Below are 15,721 nucleotides of genomic sequence, written 5' to 3' on the forward strand. Positions count from 1 at the left end.
CGGACTCGAGGACGCGGGTGCTGTACGGGGTCACTGGGGTGCGGCGCGGGCGCGGTCCAGCAGGTAGTGGAACCGGGCGGCGTCGTCCCCGGGGTTGGGGCAGGAGGCGGTGAGGTCGTAGAAGTCGTCCCGGGCCTCCGGGGGGACGGTGAACCGCAGCACGGGCCAGAGGCCGTCGTCCTCCGGGTGCCGGTAGGTGTCGGCCAGTTCCTCGATCGTCGGCGGCGGGGCCAGGAGGCGCAGGACGTCGCTCTCCGTGTAGCCGGTGGCCTCGTAGTCCTCGTCCATGAAGCTGAGGAGGTCGGCCAAGGCGTCAGGGTCGTAGCTGCCGAGGTCCGCGGCCCGGTTGTCGACCAGGTTGATCCGGCGCGCGGTGTCCTCATCGCACGTGACGAGCTCGCAGCGCGCGGCCGGCTCCCATGCGGGATCGTTCTGGCATACCCCGCATAGGCGTTGTTCGCCATCCACGGTGAAGGACTGGCCGCAGTCCCCGGAGCCGTGGGCGGTGAAGGCGGCCATCGTGTGGTTCCCCGCGAGGACGATGAGCCGGGGGGAGGGCCTCCGGAGCTCGCCGGTCGCGGCTAGGTCCGGCTCCGGGGCGGGGATGTGCTGGACGACGAGGGAACGGTACTGACCGTGTCGGCGCAGGCTCGCGAGGATGGTGTCGGTGTCCCCGCGTTTGGCGTTGCCGGGGAACGGGGTCAACTCCCGGAGCGGCACGAGTGCGGTGCCCTGGTAGGTCGCCTGTGTCATGGCCTGGTCCCCTTATCGCGTGGTGGCAGCGGAAGAGGATAAGCGGAGGGCGCGCCTTGCTCCCGTGGATGGTCTCTATGCCTGATCAGAAACGGAGTTGATGTGGGCGAGGCCCGTATGCGGATGTGGCCCGCCGGGCCGGTAGCGGGCGTCGTCGCGGGCCGGGTCAGGGGGCGGTGCGGCGGGCGGCGCGTTTGGTGTCCCGCTCGGCCTGCCACTGCCGGAACGAGCGGCCGGCCATGCGGCGTTTGAACTGCGGGATGTTGTTCGCGGGGATGCCGACCGGGGCCGGGCCGAGGACGGCCAGGAGATCGCTCGCGTCCTGAGAGTGGTATCCGGCCGAACGGATGGCGGCTTCGTCCGGGAAGACGTCCGCGACGCGGTCACCGGGCCGGATGAGGTGGTCCTGTTTGCCGCCGTAGGAGAACACCCACCGGAGGTTCCGGGGCGGCGCGGGCTCCACCAGGCGCCTGAACCTGCTGATCTCCTTCGTGTAGCAGTAGAAGTTCACCGAGGGGCGGAACGCGACCAGGCGCAGCCAGGCGGCCAGGTAGTGGTCGCTGAAGAAGTCGCCGGCATCGTGGATGCGGATCCAGCCGCCGCGGTGGCGGGGGTGCGCGAGCTCGGCGGCCATCTGCCGTTGCCAGCCCGGGAGGTCGTCCAGCACGTACTGGAGGTTTTGTTGGTGGCGCTCAACCACCCCGGGGAAGTTGTACGTTCCGTTCCTGGCGTAGCAAGCCTGGGCGCAGACCCCGGCGGCCGGGCAGGTCTTGATGACCCGTCCGTCCCGGAGCCTGGTCGCAAGGGCTGGGATGGTCCAGTTCCACACGCCGTCCGCGCGCAGTTCGCTGTTCTGGGTCAAGAGTTGGTCCGGGCGCCTTGGGCGTCGGCGCCGGGGTGCCGGGAGGCGGACGGTGCTCATGACGGCTGGATTCCGGCGGCCTTGAGCAGCGCGGGGGCGGTGACCACCCCGTCATGGGAGTGGCGGGAGTCCAGTACGGCCGTGAGGGCCCGCAGCGCGCGGAGCACGATGGCCGGCGCCGCCTCGCCGGGGAACACCTCCCGTGCAGCCGACACCAGGCGGGCGGCCTCGTCGCGATCGGCGGGGAGGTAGGTCAGGGTCATGATCACGTGTCCCGGCGGCGGGGGTGCCGGCGGGGCGGAGTCGGCGGCCGCGGCTGGGCTGCTGACGGTGTCCGGGGCGCCGGGTGTCGCGGCGGGGCCGGTGCCGGCGGGCGCGGGCGGCTCCTCCTCGTCGGCAGCCTCCTCGATGGCGGTCAGCAGGTCGGCCAGGTCCTCGTCGGTGTAGCCGGTGCCGCCGAGGTCATCGTCCAGGCCGGCGATCAGCTCCGCGAGGGCCTGTTCGTCGTAGGTGCCCAGGTCCGCGGCCCGGTTGTCCACGAGATTGATTCGGCGCGCGGTGCCCTCGTCGCATTGGACGACCTCGCACCGGGCCACCGGGTCCCAGGGCTGGTTCCCGCACACCCCGCACGGCCGTTCCTCCTCCCCGACCTTGACGGTCAGACCGCAGTCGCCGGGGCCGTGGGCGGCGAGCGCCTGGGTGGTGTGGTTGCCCGTGAGAATGACGTACCGGTCCGGCTCGACCGAGCGGACCACGAGTGAGCGGTACTGCCCGTTGCGGCACAGGCTGTTGAGGATGGCCCCGACGTCCCCGCGCTTCGCGTTGCCGGGGAACGGGGTGAGTTGGGTGAGCGGGATAGTGTCCGTGCGGACGTAAGTGGCCTGGCTCATCGGCTTATCCCCTGGTCGCGTCGGAGAGGGCGAAGAAGGATAAGCGCAGGCGCGCGCCTGCCCGTTCGGGAGCGGCCGGGTGGTCTGTAGCCGGAGGGGGCAGCGAAGGGCCCGCACGCAGGTGCCTGGGCGCTGTGCGGGGCGGGTCAGGTGAGCTGCGCGCGGAGATCGGCGGTGCGACGCTGCCCGGGGGATGCGCGGCACGCCCCGACTGCCCGGCCAGCCGCGGGCGGTACAAGCCGGCCGCCGTCGAGCTGAAGTCGGCCCCGAGAATCGAGGAGGATGCTCCCATGAGCGAGCAAGTGAATGTGCGCGTACTGCTGTTGTTCGGCGATCAGGCCGAGATCGTGGCGGACGTTCCGCCGGAGGAGCGCGCCGAGCCTGTGCGATACCCGGCAGCGGAAATCGCGGAGGCGATCGGCCTGCCGGCGGCCGAGCTGCCCGGTAAGCGGCTAACGGCTGACGTCGGCCCGGATGACCGCCTGGCCGGGTGGCGGCTGGCGTAGCCGCTGATCAACAGCCCCCAGCCGTAGGCAGTCGCCCCGGGTGTTGCGATTCGCTAATTCAATGTTGTAAGTTACTAATCAAGCGGAAGGGGCCGCAAACCCCAACCGACCACCAACAGGAAGGACGGACACCATGTCCGATGAACGAGAGCAAACCCTCAGGGAGTTGATGGAGGAGCTCAGCGGCTACAGCGGGGCCGTCGCCGTCACCCTCGAAGCCCTGCCGGTCCCGATCAAACTCCCTGGAAGCGAGAGCGAGGACACCGACCTCGCCCGCGAAATGCTGCCCGCAGTCATCCGCGCGTTCGAGATCTTGAACGAGCAGCCGCTCCCCAAGGAGCAGCAGACTTGGGCAGCCGCCGCACTGCTCCACTGGATCACGGCCGCCGAGTCGGTTCTCATCTACGCCCTGCGTGGTACGAGGTACAAGGCCGAAGCTGCCGTGTTGAACATCGTCCTCGGCGAGGCAGTCCTCGCCGACCTGTTCGAGTGGCTCGACAAGCAGGATGGCACCGCCTGATCCACTAACCGCCCCCGGCAGCCAGCCGGGGGCGGCCCCATAGGGGGATCCGTTGACTCACCCCGCCCCGCTGGGCCTTGGCCTAGCGGGGCGGGGTGCTGCAAAGGGCGGGGTTTGAACCCGCAACCGACTCCCCAGGATGTTGCATTTAGCTAATCGAGTGCTGTAATCTACTAATTAAATGGAAGGGGCCGCAAACCCCAACCGACCGCCAACAGGAAGGACGGACACCATGTCCGATGAGCGAGAGCAAATCCTCCAGGAGCTAATGAAGGAGCTTGGGCTCTACACCGCGGGGCTCACAATCACCCTCGTAGCCCTGCCGATCCCGATCAAGCTCCCCGGGAATGAGGGGGGAGGCGTCAACCTCGCCCGCGAACTGCTGCCCGCAGTCATCCGCGCGTACGAGATCGTGAATGAGCAGCCACTCCCCGAGGAGCAGCAGGCGTGGGCTTGCGCGGCGCTGCTCCACTGGATCCTGGCCACCGAGTCGATTCTGGTCTACCCGGTCAACGCCAGGGAGTACCGCGCCGACGCCGCCGTGCTGAACATGAGGCTCGGCAAGGCAGTCCTCGCGGACCTGCTCGAATGGCTCAACAAGCAGGACGACATCGCCTAATCCACTAATCGCCCCCGGCAGCCAGCCGGGGGCGACCTCACATGGAGACCACTTGCGGCACCCCGCTCCACTGACCCTTGATCCGGTGGAGCGGGGTGCCGCAAGTGGCAGAGGTCGAGCTCCCAGCTGTTGCGTTTGACTAACTGAATGCTGTAAACTGCTAATCAAGCGGGAGGGGCCGCAAACCCCGACCGACCACCAACAGAAAGGACGGACACCGTGTCCGACCGACAAGACATGGAACTCGGCGAATTCGCCGAACAACTCACCGACACCTACCGGGATCTGGTCACCACCTGCCTGAACCTGCCGGTCCCGATCACCCTGCACGCTGGCGTGGTTCGTCCCGCCGAGGCGTACCCAGCGGTCACCCGGGTGATCGACCTCATCGAGGACCAGCCGTTGCCGGAAGAGCAGCAGATGAACCTGCAGGTCGCCTGCTGCATGTGGATGGCGGCCCTGGACCTGTACAAGCTCCAGGCCGGGGAGGCGCGCAAGTACCGGCTCGAAGGTGCTGCAATGGCACTCGCCCAAGCCGATATCGCCCTGGCCGACCTGGGGTCCTGGCTGCTGGAGCAGCAGGAACAGCAGGACTGATCAAAACTCAACCCGCTGCCCCCGGCACCCAGCCGGGGGCAGCCCCACGACCAGCGAAAATAAGAGAGACCGGCGGGGCCGAGCCGAAGCCCACAGGCGCCACAACGCCTGTCGCAAAACCCCACCGGTCACCACCCCAGAAAGGGGACGCACCCATGGTAGACCCAGCCCCCGAGGGCGAAACACTGGCCGAGATCGCCCGCCGCACCGGCCGCCCGCTCACGACCGTCCGCAACACCTGGACGCGCCACCCGCACTTCCCGGACCCAATCGACAAGCGCGGCCGCTGGAACGTCTACGAACCGATCGCCATCGACGGCTTCATCCGTGACCACATCGACCGCCAGGCCGTCCAGCTGGAGCCTGATCGGCTCTACACCGCTCAGCACCTAGAGGCGGCCGGCATCGGCATTCGCGCAGGCACCATCCGAGCCGACCTCACACGCGGGCGCTGGCCCCAGCCCGACGACACCACCGACGGCGTCAACCGCTGGTACGGCCGCACCGCCGCGAAGGCCCTCGAGAAGCGCCGCGGATACCGCCGCAGCCGCGAGAGGTAGAGGCAAAGGGGCTGTAGAGGCAAAGGGGCTCTGCGCCTGAGACGGTCAGCGGGGCCGTGGCATGCATGAGGACCCCTGAAGGACCTATCCGCAGCGGCTGCCGGTCGGGTCCTAACGGAGGTGGCCTACAGCTGCTCCGTGAGCTGCGCCCGGAGGTCGTCGACGTCCTCGTATGCGACCTCGGTCATGACGTTGGTGTCGTCGCCCTGCTCGTCATCCCAACGCTGGTCGTACACCGGGGCGCCGGGGCGGATGAGGAGGCTGTCCCCGTCCCTGGTGACGGCGACGGTGCCGGTGCGGGGCGCACCCGTCCACTCTCGCCAGGCGAGGTGTCCGGTGACCTGGTCGAGGGCGGCGAGGATGCATGGGACGTCGGCCACCGGTACGCGCATCGTGTCGCGGTCGACGCGCTCCGCGCGGAGTTCTGCGGTCGGGCCGGTGACGGTGAGGTAGAACGACTCCCGTCGGATCTCCGTCTTGTACGGCCCCATCGCCGTCGTGGGCTGCTGGATGGCTCCCATATGTTGGCTCCCTCGGTGCTGGTGACGGTGTCAGGCTATCGGCGGGTGTACGGCGGGAGATCACGTTCCGCTGGGTCAGGCGTCGGCCGGCTCGGGCCGGTAGACGTCGTGGACGGCTTCGGCGATCTGCTCGGCGCACCGCTCGCCGGTGATGTTCTGGGTCTTGCAGACGCGCCAGGTGAGCGCGACCGTACCGGCCAGCGACACCTCCACAGGGGCGCCGTCGGCCCCCGTGGTGGCGATCCAGCCGCGCTCAATCAGCTTCTCGGTGGCGGCCGGGGGAATCGTGCCGTGCAGGCCGCAGGCGATGACCGTGCCCCTCTTGGACAGGTTCTGGAGCTTGGCGTGCCCCGAGGTGGAGATGATCAGCAGATCGCTGGCCTGCCGGGCGGTGAGGTACTTGGGGCGGGCGTGGAAGCCGGGTTCCAGCCGGATACGGCTGCTGCCCAGGGAGAGCGTGACCGCGCCGTACGCCTCGGCCTTGACGCTGCTCAGGCTGTCGCGCCGGGCGAAGTGGTCGCGTACGAGCGCGGTGGCTTCCAACACTGTGACGGGGGTGGTGATGCCCTCCACCATCGGGTCGGCGTCGTAGTGGTACGCGCGGTGGGAGGTGAACTTGGCGGCTCGGGCAACCAGGGCGGTGAGGTCGTTCTTGATCATGGCGGCTGGTCTCCAGTCCGTTCAGCGTCGTGTCCGGACAACCTGCCGAGGCTGTCCGGGCGGTGTCGGGCGGATCGGTGTCCGCGCTGGTCGAGGCGTGTCCGGCGCGGGTCCGGACACGCCTCGGGCTGTCAGATCTCGGCGTCTTCGGCGGCCGGGGTAGTCCCCTCGGCGGGGTCCTCGACGTGGTCACACCGGAGCCCGCGGACCTCTTCCCAGCCGTAGCGGTCGGTCCAGGAGTAGCCGGTCGTGACGCTCACGCTCTTGGGGTTGGAGCGGGCGACCTGGCGCCACCGGCCGCGGATGAGGATCCGGTCGCCCTTATGGACGTTGGTCTTGGAGTACTGCCCGTACAGGCCGGCGGCCGTCGCCTCCTCCAGGACCTTCCGGTCCCTGGCGATGCGCTCGACGAGGACGGCGCGCTCCCCCTCGTACTGCTTGCGCAGCGTCTCCGATCCGGTCTCCGGGTGCATGCTCAGCCGGGCCATGCGGCGGTCGAGGGAGCGGAGTTCGGCTTCCAGTCGCTCAACGCGACGAGCGGTGACGTCCGGGCGCTCCTTGTACGCCTCCGCGCGGCGGGAGCCCTCGATCCGGGCCGGCATGCGCTTCGCCTCCTGGGCGGTGAGCGCGCCGTTAATGGCGGTGTCCACGGAGCGCTCCAGCAGGCGTCGGTGCGCCTGGCCGCGCTTGCCCGGCATGACGGGCTGGCCGAGCGGGAGGTGTTCCACCATCGCGTCGGAGGCGCGGTGCAGGGCCTCCGACTTGGCGGCCAGCTTCTCGCCCTTGGCCTTTAGTGCGGCGCGGCGGTCCTCCAGGCGCTCGTGCTGGGCCTCGCGCACGGTGGCGTTGTCCCGGACCGTGTCGTCGATCTCGACTGTCACGGTGTGGCCGGCGGCCTCCAGTTCCTTGGCTGCGGTCTCGATCGCGACGAGGCGGGCGGCGCGGTCCCGGGTGTTCTTGATGTATAGGAACCCTGCGGGGCCCTTGGTGAACCACCAGTTGTCGCGCAGGCCGCGGAGGATTTCCCAGACGCCGTCGCCCCTGCTGGAGCCTTCCAGAATGGTTCCGTCCGCGTGGGTGTGGCTGATGGTGATTTCGGACATGGCTGTGCCTTCCGTGTTGTGCGTGGGGAGGGGCCAGGGGTCGGTGTCCGGACGCGTCCGCGGAGGTGGGGCGGATACGTCCGGACACCGACCCGGAGCGGGTCAGGGGCGGAGGTCTGCGACGAGGGCGGTGGCGTTGTCCGCGTGGGTCGGGTCGTTGGCGAGGGCCAGCGCGACGGCGGTCTCGGTGAAGTGCGCGGCGGCCTCGGCCGGGTCGCCGGTCAGGTAGTCGGAGAGGTGGTGTCCGGCGTCGTGGTGTGGCTCGTATGCGCCGTCCGAGGCGAGGAGCAGTCGGCAGTTCTCGGCGGGGACGGTGACGGCCTCGATCGCGGGGTGTTGCACCTCAGCCTGGACCTCCTCGTCCGTGTCTGCGGAGCCGAGGCATGAGGTGAGCTGGTTCCGGCTGCCGCCCTTCGACCAGAGGAAGCACGGCGGGTAGACGCGGCGGCGGTTGTGGTCCGCGGTGAGGCAGCGGAGGCTGCCACGGACGAGGACGTACGCCCGGGAGTCGCCGCACCAGGCGACGGTGAGCGGGCGGCCGGGGGCACTCACGGCGACGATCGCGGCGGCCTTCGGCATGTGCTCGCGCAGGTAGGAGTCCTGGCGGTCCCGCTCGGCGGCATACGCGGCATACACGGCGCGGAGACCGGCCTCGGCGTCGCCACGGCGGGCGGCAGTCCTGGCGAGGCGGGCGGCGGCGGCGCGAACCCAGTTCCGGACGTTCTCGGTCTCGCCGATGCCGTCAAGGAGGACGAAGGCGCGGGCGCCGTTCACGGTGCGGACGGCGGTCGCATCGCACTGGGCCTTACGGGTGCCGATGAGCTGAGCGGCGGCGTAGGTGTGCATGGTCGGGTTGCTCCGTTCAGTGCGGTGAGGCGGGAGGACCGGGGCCGCCCCGGGCGGGGCGGCCGGGTGGCGGAGGCAGCTCATTCGGCGGCGAGCGGCGAGATCCGCTTCTGCGGGGTCTGCGGCTCCTCCTCCTTCGCAGCGGCACCGTCCTCGTGGAGCAATTCGAGGGCGTACTCGGTGTAGGAGAGGAAGGAGCGCAGGCCCTCGCGCTTGACGCGGTCGATCTCGTTGGTGATGGCGCTGGTGCTCACGGACTCGCGGTACTCGACGAGGACCCGGAATGCCTGCATACGGACCTTCTCGACGGCATCCCGCACGCTGCCCTTCCGCTCGGCGATGGCGAGGAGGTTCTTCCAGGGGGCGGCGTTCGCAGCGGCTTCCATGACCGCGGCGTAGTCGAAGCTCGTGATCTCTGCGGTGCCGGCGAGGCGGTCCGCGAGGCGGGCGCGGGCGGCGCCCTCGACGGCAATGACGCTCTTGGCGTGCTCCGTGATGGCGGCGGCGATGCTCATGACGTTCCCTCCCGGTCGGGCCCTGCGCCCTCCCTGACACTTCAATATTTGCGCTCTCATGTTGCAATGTCAAGTTGCAACATGAGGATAATCGTTCCTGATCTCGCGAGCCGGGGGTCTACGCGGTGAGCTCAGCGGCAACGAACGCGGCAGTGGTTTACCGCCGGGGGGCGGCCTCCTGGGCCCGGACCTCCTCGCGGCTGTCCCCGTACACGGCGAAGTCGACACAGGAGCGGCGGCGCCAGCGCGGGAGCAGAGGAGGCCGGCGCGGCCCGGTTCGGCGTGCGGGGGCCGGGCGGTGCGCCCGGCCGGGGAGGGTCAGGAGGTGGCGGCGCGAGTGAGACGGTAGGTCTGGCGCTCCCACCAGCCGTCAGCGCAGAGGGGGCAGTCCTCCGGGCAGGCGCCGACCCAGCAGTTTGGCACGTACCGGGGCTCGTCGAGGTCGAAGCCCTCGCCGGAGGGGACGGGCCGGACATGGCGGCCGTACTGATCGAAGACGCGGTGGACGCCCTGCGTAAGGACCGCATCCGTCTCGCCGGCCACGTAGAACTCCTCCGTGGCGGGGTCGTACCACTCGACGTGAAGGTGCCGGGCCATGTGCCCGAGCGGGAGGATGGCGCCGAGGAGAGCCCCCGTGGTGTCGCGCACCTCGTACCCCGTGACGGGGTTTGTGCCGTCCACATGTCGCCGACCCACGTCCAGGCGCGCACCTGGGCGCCGGCCGTGCGGACGAGGAGGACGGTGACCTCCTCGACGGTCCAAATGCCCCGGGAGACGGTGAGGGTGCGGACGGTGCGGCGCATGGGGTTCCTCCTGGGTGGGGTGCTGCCCGGGGCGGGGGCCAGGCGCGGTGCGCCCGGCCGGGGGGAGTCGTGGGTAGGGATGCCGGCGCTGTTGCAGTAGTGGGCGACGAGGCTCTGCCCGACGGCAATGACGGCCTCTTTGGGCGTGGCGCTGTCGGTGTCAGGCTCGGCCACGGCGAGGAATCCGGCGGCGGTGAGCGAAGCGAGGAGGGCGGCGGCACGGCGTCCGGCGGCGCGGTCAGTTCGCGGCGGGGCGGGGCGCGGTCTCGCCCATCCAGACGGTGCGACCTTCCTTGTCGAGGCGGCGGCGCTTCTCGCGGGCAAGTGGGATGCCCCGGTCGGCCGCGCGCCAGAACTCCGGGCCGTGCGGGGCACCTCCGGGGCGGGTGGCGTGCGCGAGCTCGTGGACGATGACGTACCGGGCGAGGGAAGGCGGGAGCTGGAGCGACTGCCAGGCGAGGGTCACCCGGTGGCGGGCGGGCTCGTACTTGCCCCAGCGTTTGCGGCCGATGTTGGCGACGCGTAGTTCCGGGAGTGGCGCACCAGAGGCCGCCATACGGCACCAGAATCTGGGCGCTTCCTGCCGGAGCCATGCGGTGCCCTGCTCGCAGTACCAACGCACGATGGGGCGGGCGCCCTCGCGGGCGAGGAGGTCCCGTCCGGCGTGGAGCCAGTAGCCGGTGTCGGTGTGGACCCGCTCGACTGGCGCTGTGCCGTCGACCAGACGCAGTCGGGCCGACCGGCCGAGCCACATGAACCCTTCTCCATCGACCAGTTCCGGCGTGGGACCCGCCGGGGCGTTCTCGCGGGCGCGGAGGACGTGGCCGGCGATGCGGGGCCGCATGCGGCGGAGGATCTGGACGGTCTCGTCGGATTCAATGGTTGCCGGGACGGCGACGGTGAGGGCAGTTCCGCCAGGCTCGACGGTGACGCCGAGGGCGCGGCGGCGGGCACTGACGCGGACGGTCACGGTGAAGCCGTCGAGGACGCCGGAGGCGGTAATGGCGGCGGCGATGCGGTCGGTCTGGGTCGGCACGGATGATCTCCGTTCTGTGCGGGCTGAGGGCAGGTCAGGAGGCGGAGTCGGCGCTGCGGACGCCGAGGCGCCAGCCGTCAGCGAGTGGGGAGCGCCAGTTCTCCCGCACGAGGGCGGGCACTGGGACGCCGGCGTAGGTGCGGGGCACGTGCGCGGTCGCCTTCGGGAGGGGGATCTCCGGGGCGGCGGGCTCCGGTTCGGGCTCGGGGGCCGGGGCGGTGATGTAGTCGGCGACTTCGTTCGTGGTGGCACCGGGGCCCCACTCGCGGCCAGGGCCGACGACCCTCCACAGATCCCCGTGGCCGATGTAGGTGATCTCCCAACAAGTGCCGGCGTGCTCGGCGAGGAGGGTGACGCGGGAGAAGGGCTTGATGTCGCCGAGGTAGACACCGGCGGCGGTGAGGGCCTCGGCGAGTTGCTGGCGGGCGGTGGCGGGGATCGTGCGGGGCAGGAGCGACACAGCGGTTCTCCGTCCGGGGGCGTCGGGGCCGGGCGCAACGGGCGCCCGGCCGGGGCGGCGTGGGGTCAGGCGGCCAGGAGGATGTGGGCGGCGATCCGGTGCTTGCACGGGTGGAGGCCCTTGATCCCGGCCGGGCAGGTGCAGGCGGCGCGGTGGGTCTTGTAAGTGGCGGAGCCGTCGGAGGAAACGGCGAGGAACACGCGGTTGGCGCGCAGTGGGATGAGTCCGCCCTGCTCCAGCAGCTCCTGCGCCTTGGCGACCTGGTGGGGCTTGTACTGGGCGACGACCTCCGCGCGGGCGGCGGCGCGGACCTTCTTGCGGCACTTCGGGCCGTAGCCGTCGGGGCTGGCGTTGCGGAGTACGCGGCGGCACTTGAGGCAGCGGGTGACGTTCTCGGCGGTCTTCGTGGTCTTGGCGTTCATCGCTGCTTCCCTCCGTTTCGTCCGGGCCCCTCGCCCGTCCTCACACCCATAGTGTTGCAACATGAAGATGCAACGTCAAGTTGCAAATAGGGGGTGCGAGGGCCTTTCACCCGGGCGGGTCATGAGGGCCGGCCGCGTGACGGCCGAACGCCCCAGACCTCCATGGAGGCGGGGCGTTCCGGGGGTGAGGCTCGGTCAGGCGGTGGGGGCCACCCAGAACTTCGAGGCCACGCCCCCCAGGTAGACCTCCCGGCCGGTCACGTCCTCGGCGCGGCGGGTGCCGTCGATCCAGGTGCGGGCGATCGTCAGCGGCTGGCCGGTGCACTGCTTGCGGTCGCCGGCCGGGCGGAACCCGTGCTCGCCCTCCTGGCCGTACAGGAGGAACGGGGCCTCCATGCCCTTGAGGGTGCGCCACTGCGGGGCGGCGGCCAGCGCCTCGGGCTCCTGGACCGCCGGGGCCGAGGCCTCCCCGGGGGCCGGGGTGGGCCCGTCGGCCACCGGGGCCGAGGCGCGCGCGGCTTCGCGGTTGTCGATGACCCGCTGGACCTCCCGGCGGCGGCGCAGCATCCGGGTCGCGGCCAGGACGGCGGTCATGTCCACCGGGCCGGGCTCGGCGGGGGCGTCGGCGTCCACGGGGGTGCCAGTGGCGTCCACGCGGATCGGGTCGGCCTCGCCGCGCACCCACACCCGCTCCCCCTGGGCGTCCCGGACGAGGATCAGCGCCACCTTGTTGACCGTGAACCGCTCCTCGACCGCGTTCCAGCGGGGCATCCGGCGCAGGGTCGCGATGGTCTCCAGGACTGCGTCGCCATCCACGTGCAGGGCGCGGTCCTCGGCGTCCCGGCCGTTGAGGTAGAGCTGCTCCACGGCGGCGGTGTAGGCGGTCACCTCGACCCGTCCGACGGCGGGGGCCTCTTCGGCGGCCGGCGCCTCGACCTCCGCGACGACCGGGGCCTCCTCGACGGCCGGCTCCTCGACCTCCGCGACAGCCGGGGCCTCCTCGACGGCCGGCGCCTCAGCGGCCGCGGCCTCCTCCAGGACCTTGACGCAGGAGGTGCACTGCTTCCGCATCTTCGCGGCCTCCTGCTCGGTCAGGACGCGGCCCACGGTGCGGTCGCACAGAGTGTCGAGGCTGAACTTGGCGGTGGTGAAGTGAACCTTCCGGCCGTTACCCACCTGGGCCGGGCGGACGTTCGCGGCCTGCTGCATCTCGGCGGTGATCTGGTTCATGACGTCCTCCATGCGGTCCGGGGGGCTTCCCGCCCCTCTCGATACCCACAGTGTTGCAACATGAGGTTGCAATGTCAAGTTGCATGAGATGAGGGAGGCCGGCCCTCGTACTGAGGGGCCGGCCTTCCTGCTACCTGGGGGTGTCACCCCTGGCGCTGGTCCTGCGGTACGTGGGCGAACAGGCAGTGCGAGGAGCGGAGCATCTTCTCCGTGGACCAGCCCCGGCGGCGCATCCGGTCCTCCAGGCAGTCCAGGGCGGCGCCGTAAGCCGGGTCGTCGTGGCGCACGATCCTGCCTCCCTCCAGCCAGTACAGGGCCACCCGCCCGTGGCCGCGCGGGTCGATCACGTACCCGCGCACGTCCTGCTCCTCCTCGGTCGGCTCGCTGATGTCGTGCCGGTCAGTGAGAGCGGCGTGCTTGAGGCCGTCCAGAGCCTTCCGGGCCGCGGCCACGTCGGGGTGGTCCACGTGGCGGGGGGCGCATCCCTTCGTCGTGCCGTCGTGCTGGACGATCACGCCCTCCAGGGCGGGGCGGGCCGGGGCGGCCTCGGCCGGCGCCTCGTCCCCGCGCAGGGCTTCCAGTCCGAGGCGTACCTCTGCGAGCGGGCGGGCGGCGAGCAAGGCCACCGGGTCGTGGCCTGTGGGGGCCAGGGTGCCGGCCTCGTGGTGGGCCTCGACGGCGCGGTCGGCCTGCCACCGGTGCTCCGTGCCCACCTGGGGGATCAGTCGGCCGAGGCAGGTCACCCACCCGTACCTGGCCTGAGCGCCGTACCCGGTGCGGAAGGTCCACCCGATCCGGCGGGCCCGGTTCTCGGGCGCGGCGACGGACTGGAAGGCGTGGGCGGTGGAGTAGACGGCGCGGGCGGTGAGGCGGGCGGCGGCCTCCTCCAGGACGGCGGTGCGGTGCTCCGGGTCGGTGGCGTCTGGGTGGTCGCACACCCCGCACAGGCGGTGGGTGGGGGTGCCGTCGACGGCCTCGTCGGCGGTCTCGACGGCGGTCACCCCGCACGCGTGGCAGCGCACGTCGTGGCGTCGGATGCGGCGCCGGTAGGTGAGGCGGTCGTCCAGGGTGAAGGGGGCGGCGGTGTCGTCGGTGAAGGTCACCAGGACGTGGCGGGTGTCGCTGGGGTGGCAGTCGTGGACGGTGCGCTCCTGCTCGTCCCACACCACCACGTCGCCGGTCTGGGCCGTGCAGGCGAGGAACGTCGGGCGCGGCGGGGCGTAGGAGTAGGCAGTGGTGTGGCGGCGGGTCAGCTCCTCGCGGTGGGCGCGGGGGGACTTGAGGCTGCCGGGGCAGGGGCCCATGGTGCCGGGGTTGCGCTCGTGGACCGCGAGGTTGCCGGACTGGTCGGCGGGGGCGGTGTGGTCGGCGTAGCCGCACAGGGCGCGGGGGCCGGTGTAGCCCTGGGGTCCGTGGAACGTCAGCTCCTCGGCGTGGTGGCAGTTGTGGGCGATCCACTGGGCGCCGCCGTCCACGATCACGTGGGCCGGTTCGCCGGCGACCGTGGCGGCCATGGCCTGGACGGTGCGGGTGATGCCGTCCGCGCACACGATGAGGTCGCCGGGCTTGAAGGGGCCGGGCTGGTTGCGCTCGGCGATGCGGTCGGCGGTCGGCTGCGGCAGGAAGGAGCCGTAGCGGCGGGCTTGGGCGGCGATACGGTTGTCCGTCTCCGCGCGGTGCCGGGCGGTGTCCTGGGCGGCCTTGGTCTTGTGGGCGGCCAGGGCGGCGGCGCGCTGGGCGGCCGGGTCGGGGCGCTGCGCGCGGCGCTCGTCGTCCAGGACGGCCATGGGCAGCATCGCCTCCGCGCCGGAGCGGTAGGGCTCCAGGCTCTTGGCGTAGGTGCCCGTGCTGGTGATCCAGCCGTACCGGGAGGAGGTGGTGCGGGTGGCCTGGAAGGTGTACCCGAGGAACTGGCCGTTCTCATCGTGGCAGGACTGGAAGTCGTGGGCGTCCGGCCACGTCGTGGTGACGATGCCGCGCGCATGGTCGGGCATGAGCTGCGGCGCGGCCGGCGCCTCGGCGGGGGTGGCGGGCCGGACGATGGCGCGGAAGAGGGCCGGTCCTGCGTAGGAGTCCATGCCGGCGATGGTCCAGCCGAGGGCGGCCAGGGCCTCGCCCGCGTTGCGCTGCGGGTCGTACGGGAGTTCCGCGGTGAACACCGGCTCCGCGCTGCCGTCGCGTGTCACGGTGATCCGGTCCGTGCCCTGGATGGTCTCGTAATCCGCGAAGTACCGGTCCCCTTCGACACGACGGTGGAGGACGTGGGGGGCCACGTTGCTGGTGGTGCCGTCCTCGAAGCGGACGGCCTGGTACTGGTACGGGCTGCGGTCCACCGTCATGCCGATCGTCGTGCCGGCCTTCTCCCCGCCCTCCCAGCGCATGACCACGGCGGTGCCGTCCGCGTAGTAGGTCAGCTCCGGGTCGAACATCGTGGCCGGGGCGGTGAAGTCCTCGGCGAGCGGCTTGACCGTGGCCGGGGCGGACTCGGGGGCCGCGGCCGGGGTCTCCCCTGCGGCTGGGGCGTTGTCGGCGGCGCGCTGCTCGGCGACCTTGACGCAGCGCTTGCAGTGGTCGCCCATCTTGGCGGCCTCCGCGTCGGTGAGCGCGCGGCTGATCCGGCGGCTGCACAGGGTGTCCGTCTGGACGCTGCTGGCGGCCATGTAGTGCGGGGTCTTGCCGTTGCCGACCTGGGCGGAGGTGACGTTGGCGCGCTCCTGGAGCGGGGCGGTGGGCTGGGCCATGGAGTCCTCCATGCGGTACGGGGGCGGGCTGTTCACCCGTCCAGTACGCATAATGTTGCATCCTTGTCTTGCAATGT

Annotated in this window: 19 protein-coding genes; 5 read left to right on the top strand and 14 right to left on the bottom strand. The window is 71.2% G+C overall.

The genetic code is table 11. The features are described from left to right. Positions 1–30: 30 nt before the first annotated feature. The 3 genes from K9S39_RS30480 to K9S39_RS30490 all read right to left on the bottom strand — a co-directional run bounded on the left by K9S39_RS30480 (position 31) and on the right by K9S39_RS30490 (position 2,505). Entirely contained in the window at positions 31–753 is a 723-nt protein-coding gene (locus K9S39_RS30480) for a hypothetical protein (protein WP_248866551.1), read from the bottom strand. Positions 754–919: 166 nt separating this feature from the next. Next, positions 920–1,675: a GP88 family protein gene (locus K9S39_RS30485; RefSeq protein WP_406708042.1), complete on the bottom strand. Its 756-nt coding sequence runs from the start codon at positions 1,673–1,675 to the stop codon at positions 920–922. Continuing rightward, positions 1,672–2,505, bottom strand: coding sequence for a hypothetical protein (locus K9S39_RS30490; protein WP_248866553.1), 834 nt, complete (start codon positions 2,503–2,505; stop codon positions 1,672–1,674). Before K9S39_RS30490 ends, K9S39_RS30485 begins: the two co-directional genes overlap by 4 nt. A gap of 290 nt (positions 2,506–2,795) precedes the next feature. Between K9S39_RS30490 and K9S39_RS30495 the strand changes: the two genes are divergently transcribed. The 5 genes from K9S39_RS30495 to K9S39_RS30515 all read left to right on the top strand — a co-directional run bounded on the left by K9S39_RS30495 (position 2,796) and on the right by K9S39_RS30515 (position 5,307). After that, on the top strand, positions 2,796–3,011 hold the full coding sequence (locus tag K9S39_RS30495) for a hypothetical protein (RefSeq protein ID WP_248866554.1): 216 nt from the start codon (positions 2,796–2,798) through the stop codon (positions 3,009–3,011). Between the two features lie 133 nt (positions 3,012–3,144). Next, positions 3,145–3,531, top strand: a complete 387-nt coding sequence (locus tag K9S39_RS30500) for a hypothetical protein (RefSeq protein ID WP_248866555.1) — start codon at positions 3,145–3,147, stop codon at positions 3,529–3,531. 232 nt (positions 3,532–3,763) lie between these two features. Next, positions 3,764–4,150 (top strand): hypothetical protein, encoded by a 387-nt coding sequence (locus K9S39_RS30505; RefSeq protein ID WP_248866556.1) that lies wholly within the window; start codon positions 3,764–3,766, stop codon positions 4,148–4,150. Between the two features lie 219 nt (positions 4,151–4,369). Next, positions 4,370–4,747 (top strand): hypothetical protein, encoded by a 378-nt coding sequence (locus K9S39_RS30510; protein ID WP_248866557.1) that lies wholly within the window; start codon positions 4,370–4,372, stop codon positions 4,745–4,747. A 155-nt stretch (positions 4,748–4,902) separates the two neighbouring features. Continuing rightward, positions 4,903–5,307: a hypothetical protein gene (locus K9S39_RS30515; RefSeq protein WP_248866558.1), complete on the top strand. Its 405-nt coding sequence runs from the start codon at positions 4,903–4,905 to the stop codon at positions 5,305–5,307. 125 nt (positions 5,308–5,432) lie between these two features. Here the strand turns inward: K9S39_RS30515 and K9S39_RS30520 are convergent, their stop codons facing one another. The 11 genes from K9S39_RS30520 to K9S39_RS30570 form a co-directional block, all read right to left on the bottom strand. Next, positions 5,433–5,828: a hypothetical protein gene (locus K9S39_RS30520; protein ID WP_248866559.1), complete on the bottom strand. Its 396-nt coding sequence runs from the start codon at positions 5,826–5,828 to the stop codon at positions 5,433–5,435. A gap of 75 nt (positions 5,829–5,903) precedes the next feature. Further along, the gene (locus tag K9S39_RS30525) at positions 5,904–6,488 is read right to left on the bottom strand and encodes a hypothetical protein (RefSeq protein ID WP_248866560.1); all 585 of its coding nucleotides are present in this window, start codon (positions 6,486–6,488) and stop codon (positions 5,904–5,906) included. Between the two features lie 131 nt (positions 6,489–6,619). Further along, positions 6,620–7,591 (bottom strand): DUF3560 domain-containing protein, encoded by a 972-nt coding sequence (locus K9S39_RS30530; RefSeq protein ID WP_248866561.1) that lies wholly within the window; start codon positions 7,589–7,591, stop codon positions 6,620–6,622. A gap of 102 nt (positions 7,592–7,693) precedes the next feature. Continuing rightward, positions 7,694–8,437, bottom strand: coding sequence for a PP2C family protein-serine/threonine phosphatase (locus tag K9S39_RS30535; protein WP_248866562.1), 744 nt, complete (start codon positions 8,435–8,437; stop codon positions 7,694–7,696). 80 nt (positions 8,438–8,517) lie between these two features. Next, positions 8,518–8,952: a hypothetical protein gene (locus K9S39_RS30540; RefSeq protein ID WP_248866563.1), complete on the bottom strand. Its 435-nt coding sequence runs from the start codon at positions 8,950–8,952 to the stop codon at positions 8,518–8,520. Positions 8,953–9,270: 318 nt separating this feature from the next. Next, complete coding sequence (locus K9S39_RS30545; RefSeq protein WP_248866564.1) at positions 9,271–9,648, bottom strand: hypothetical protein; 378 nt, start codon at positions 9,646–9,648, stop codon at positions 9,271–9,273. Between the two features lie 345 nt (positions 9,649–9,993). Further along, a complete protein-coding gene (locus tag K9S39_RS30550) occupies positions 9,994–10,791 on the bottom strand; it encodes a M48 family metallopeptidase (RefSeq protein WP_248866565.1) in 798 nt (265 codons plus the stop codon). A gap of 34 nt (positions 10,792–10,825) precedes the next feature. Next, positions 10,826–11,251 (bottom strand): hypothetical protein, encoded by a 426-nt coding sequence (locus tag K9S39_RS30555; RefSeq protein ID WP_248866566.1) that lies wholly within the window; start codon positions 11,249–11,251, stop codon positions 10,826–10,828. Between the two features lie 65 nt (positions 11,252–11,316). Then, positions 11,317–11,673 carry an SWIM zinc finger family protein gene (locus K9S39_RS30560; RefSeq protein WP_248866567.1) on the bottom strand — a complete coding sequence of 119 codons (357 nt, stop codon included), beginning with the start codon at positions 11,671–11,673 and terminating at the stop codon, positions 11,317–11,319. A gap of 195 nt (positions 11,674–11,868) precedes the next feature. Then, complete coding sequence (locus K9S39_RS30565; RefSeq protein WP_248866568.1) at positions 11,869–12,903, bottom strand: hypothetical protein; 1,035 nt, start codon at positions 12,901–12,903, stop codon at positions 11,869–11,871. Positions 12,904–13,046: 143 nt separating this feature from the next. Further along, on the bottom strand, positions 13,047–15,695 hold the full coding sequence (locus tag K9S39_RS30570) for a hypothetical protein (protein WP_248866569.1): 2,649 nt from the start codon (positions 15,693–15,695) through the stop codon (positions 13,047–13,049). Between the last annotated feature and the right edge of the window lie 26 nt (positions 15,696–15,721).

This window comes from Streptomyces halobius (assembly GCF_023277745.1).
In the GTDB taxonomy this organism is placed as follows: domain Bacteria; phylum Actinomycetota; class Actinomycetes; order Streptomycetales; family Streptomycetaceae; genus Streptomyces; species Streptomyces halobius.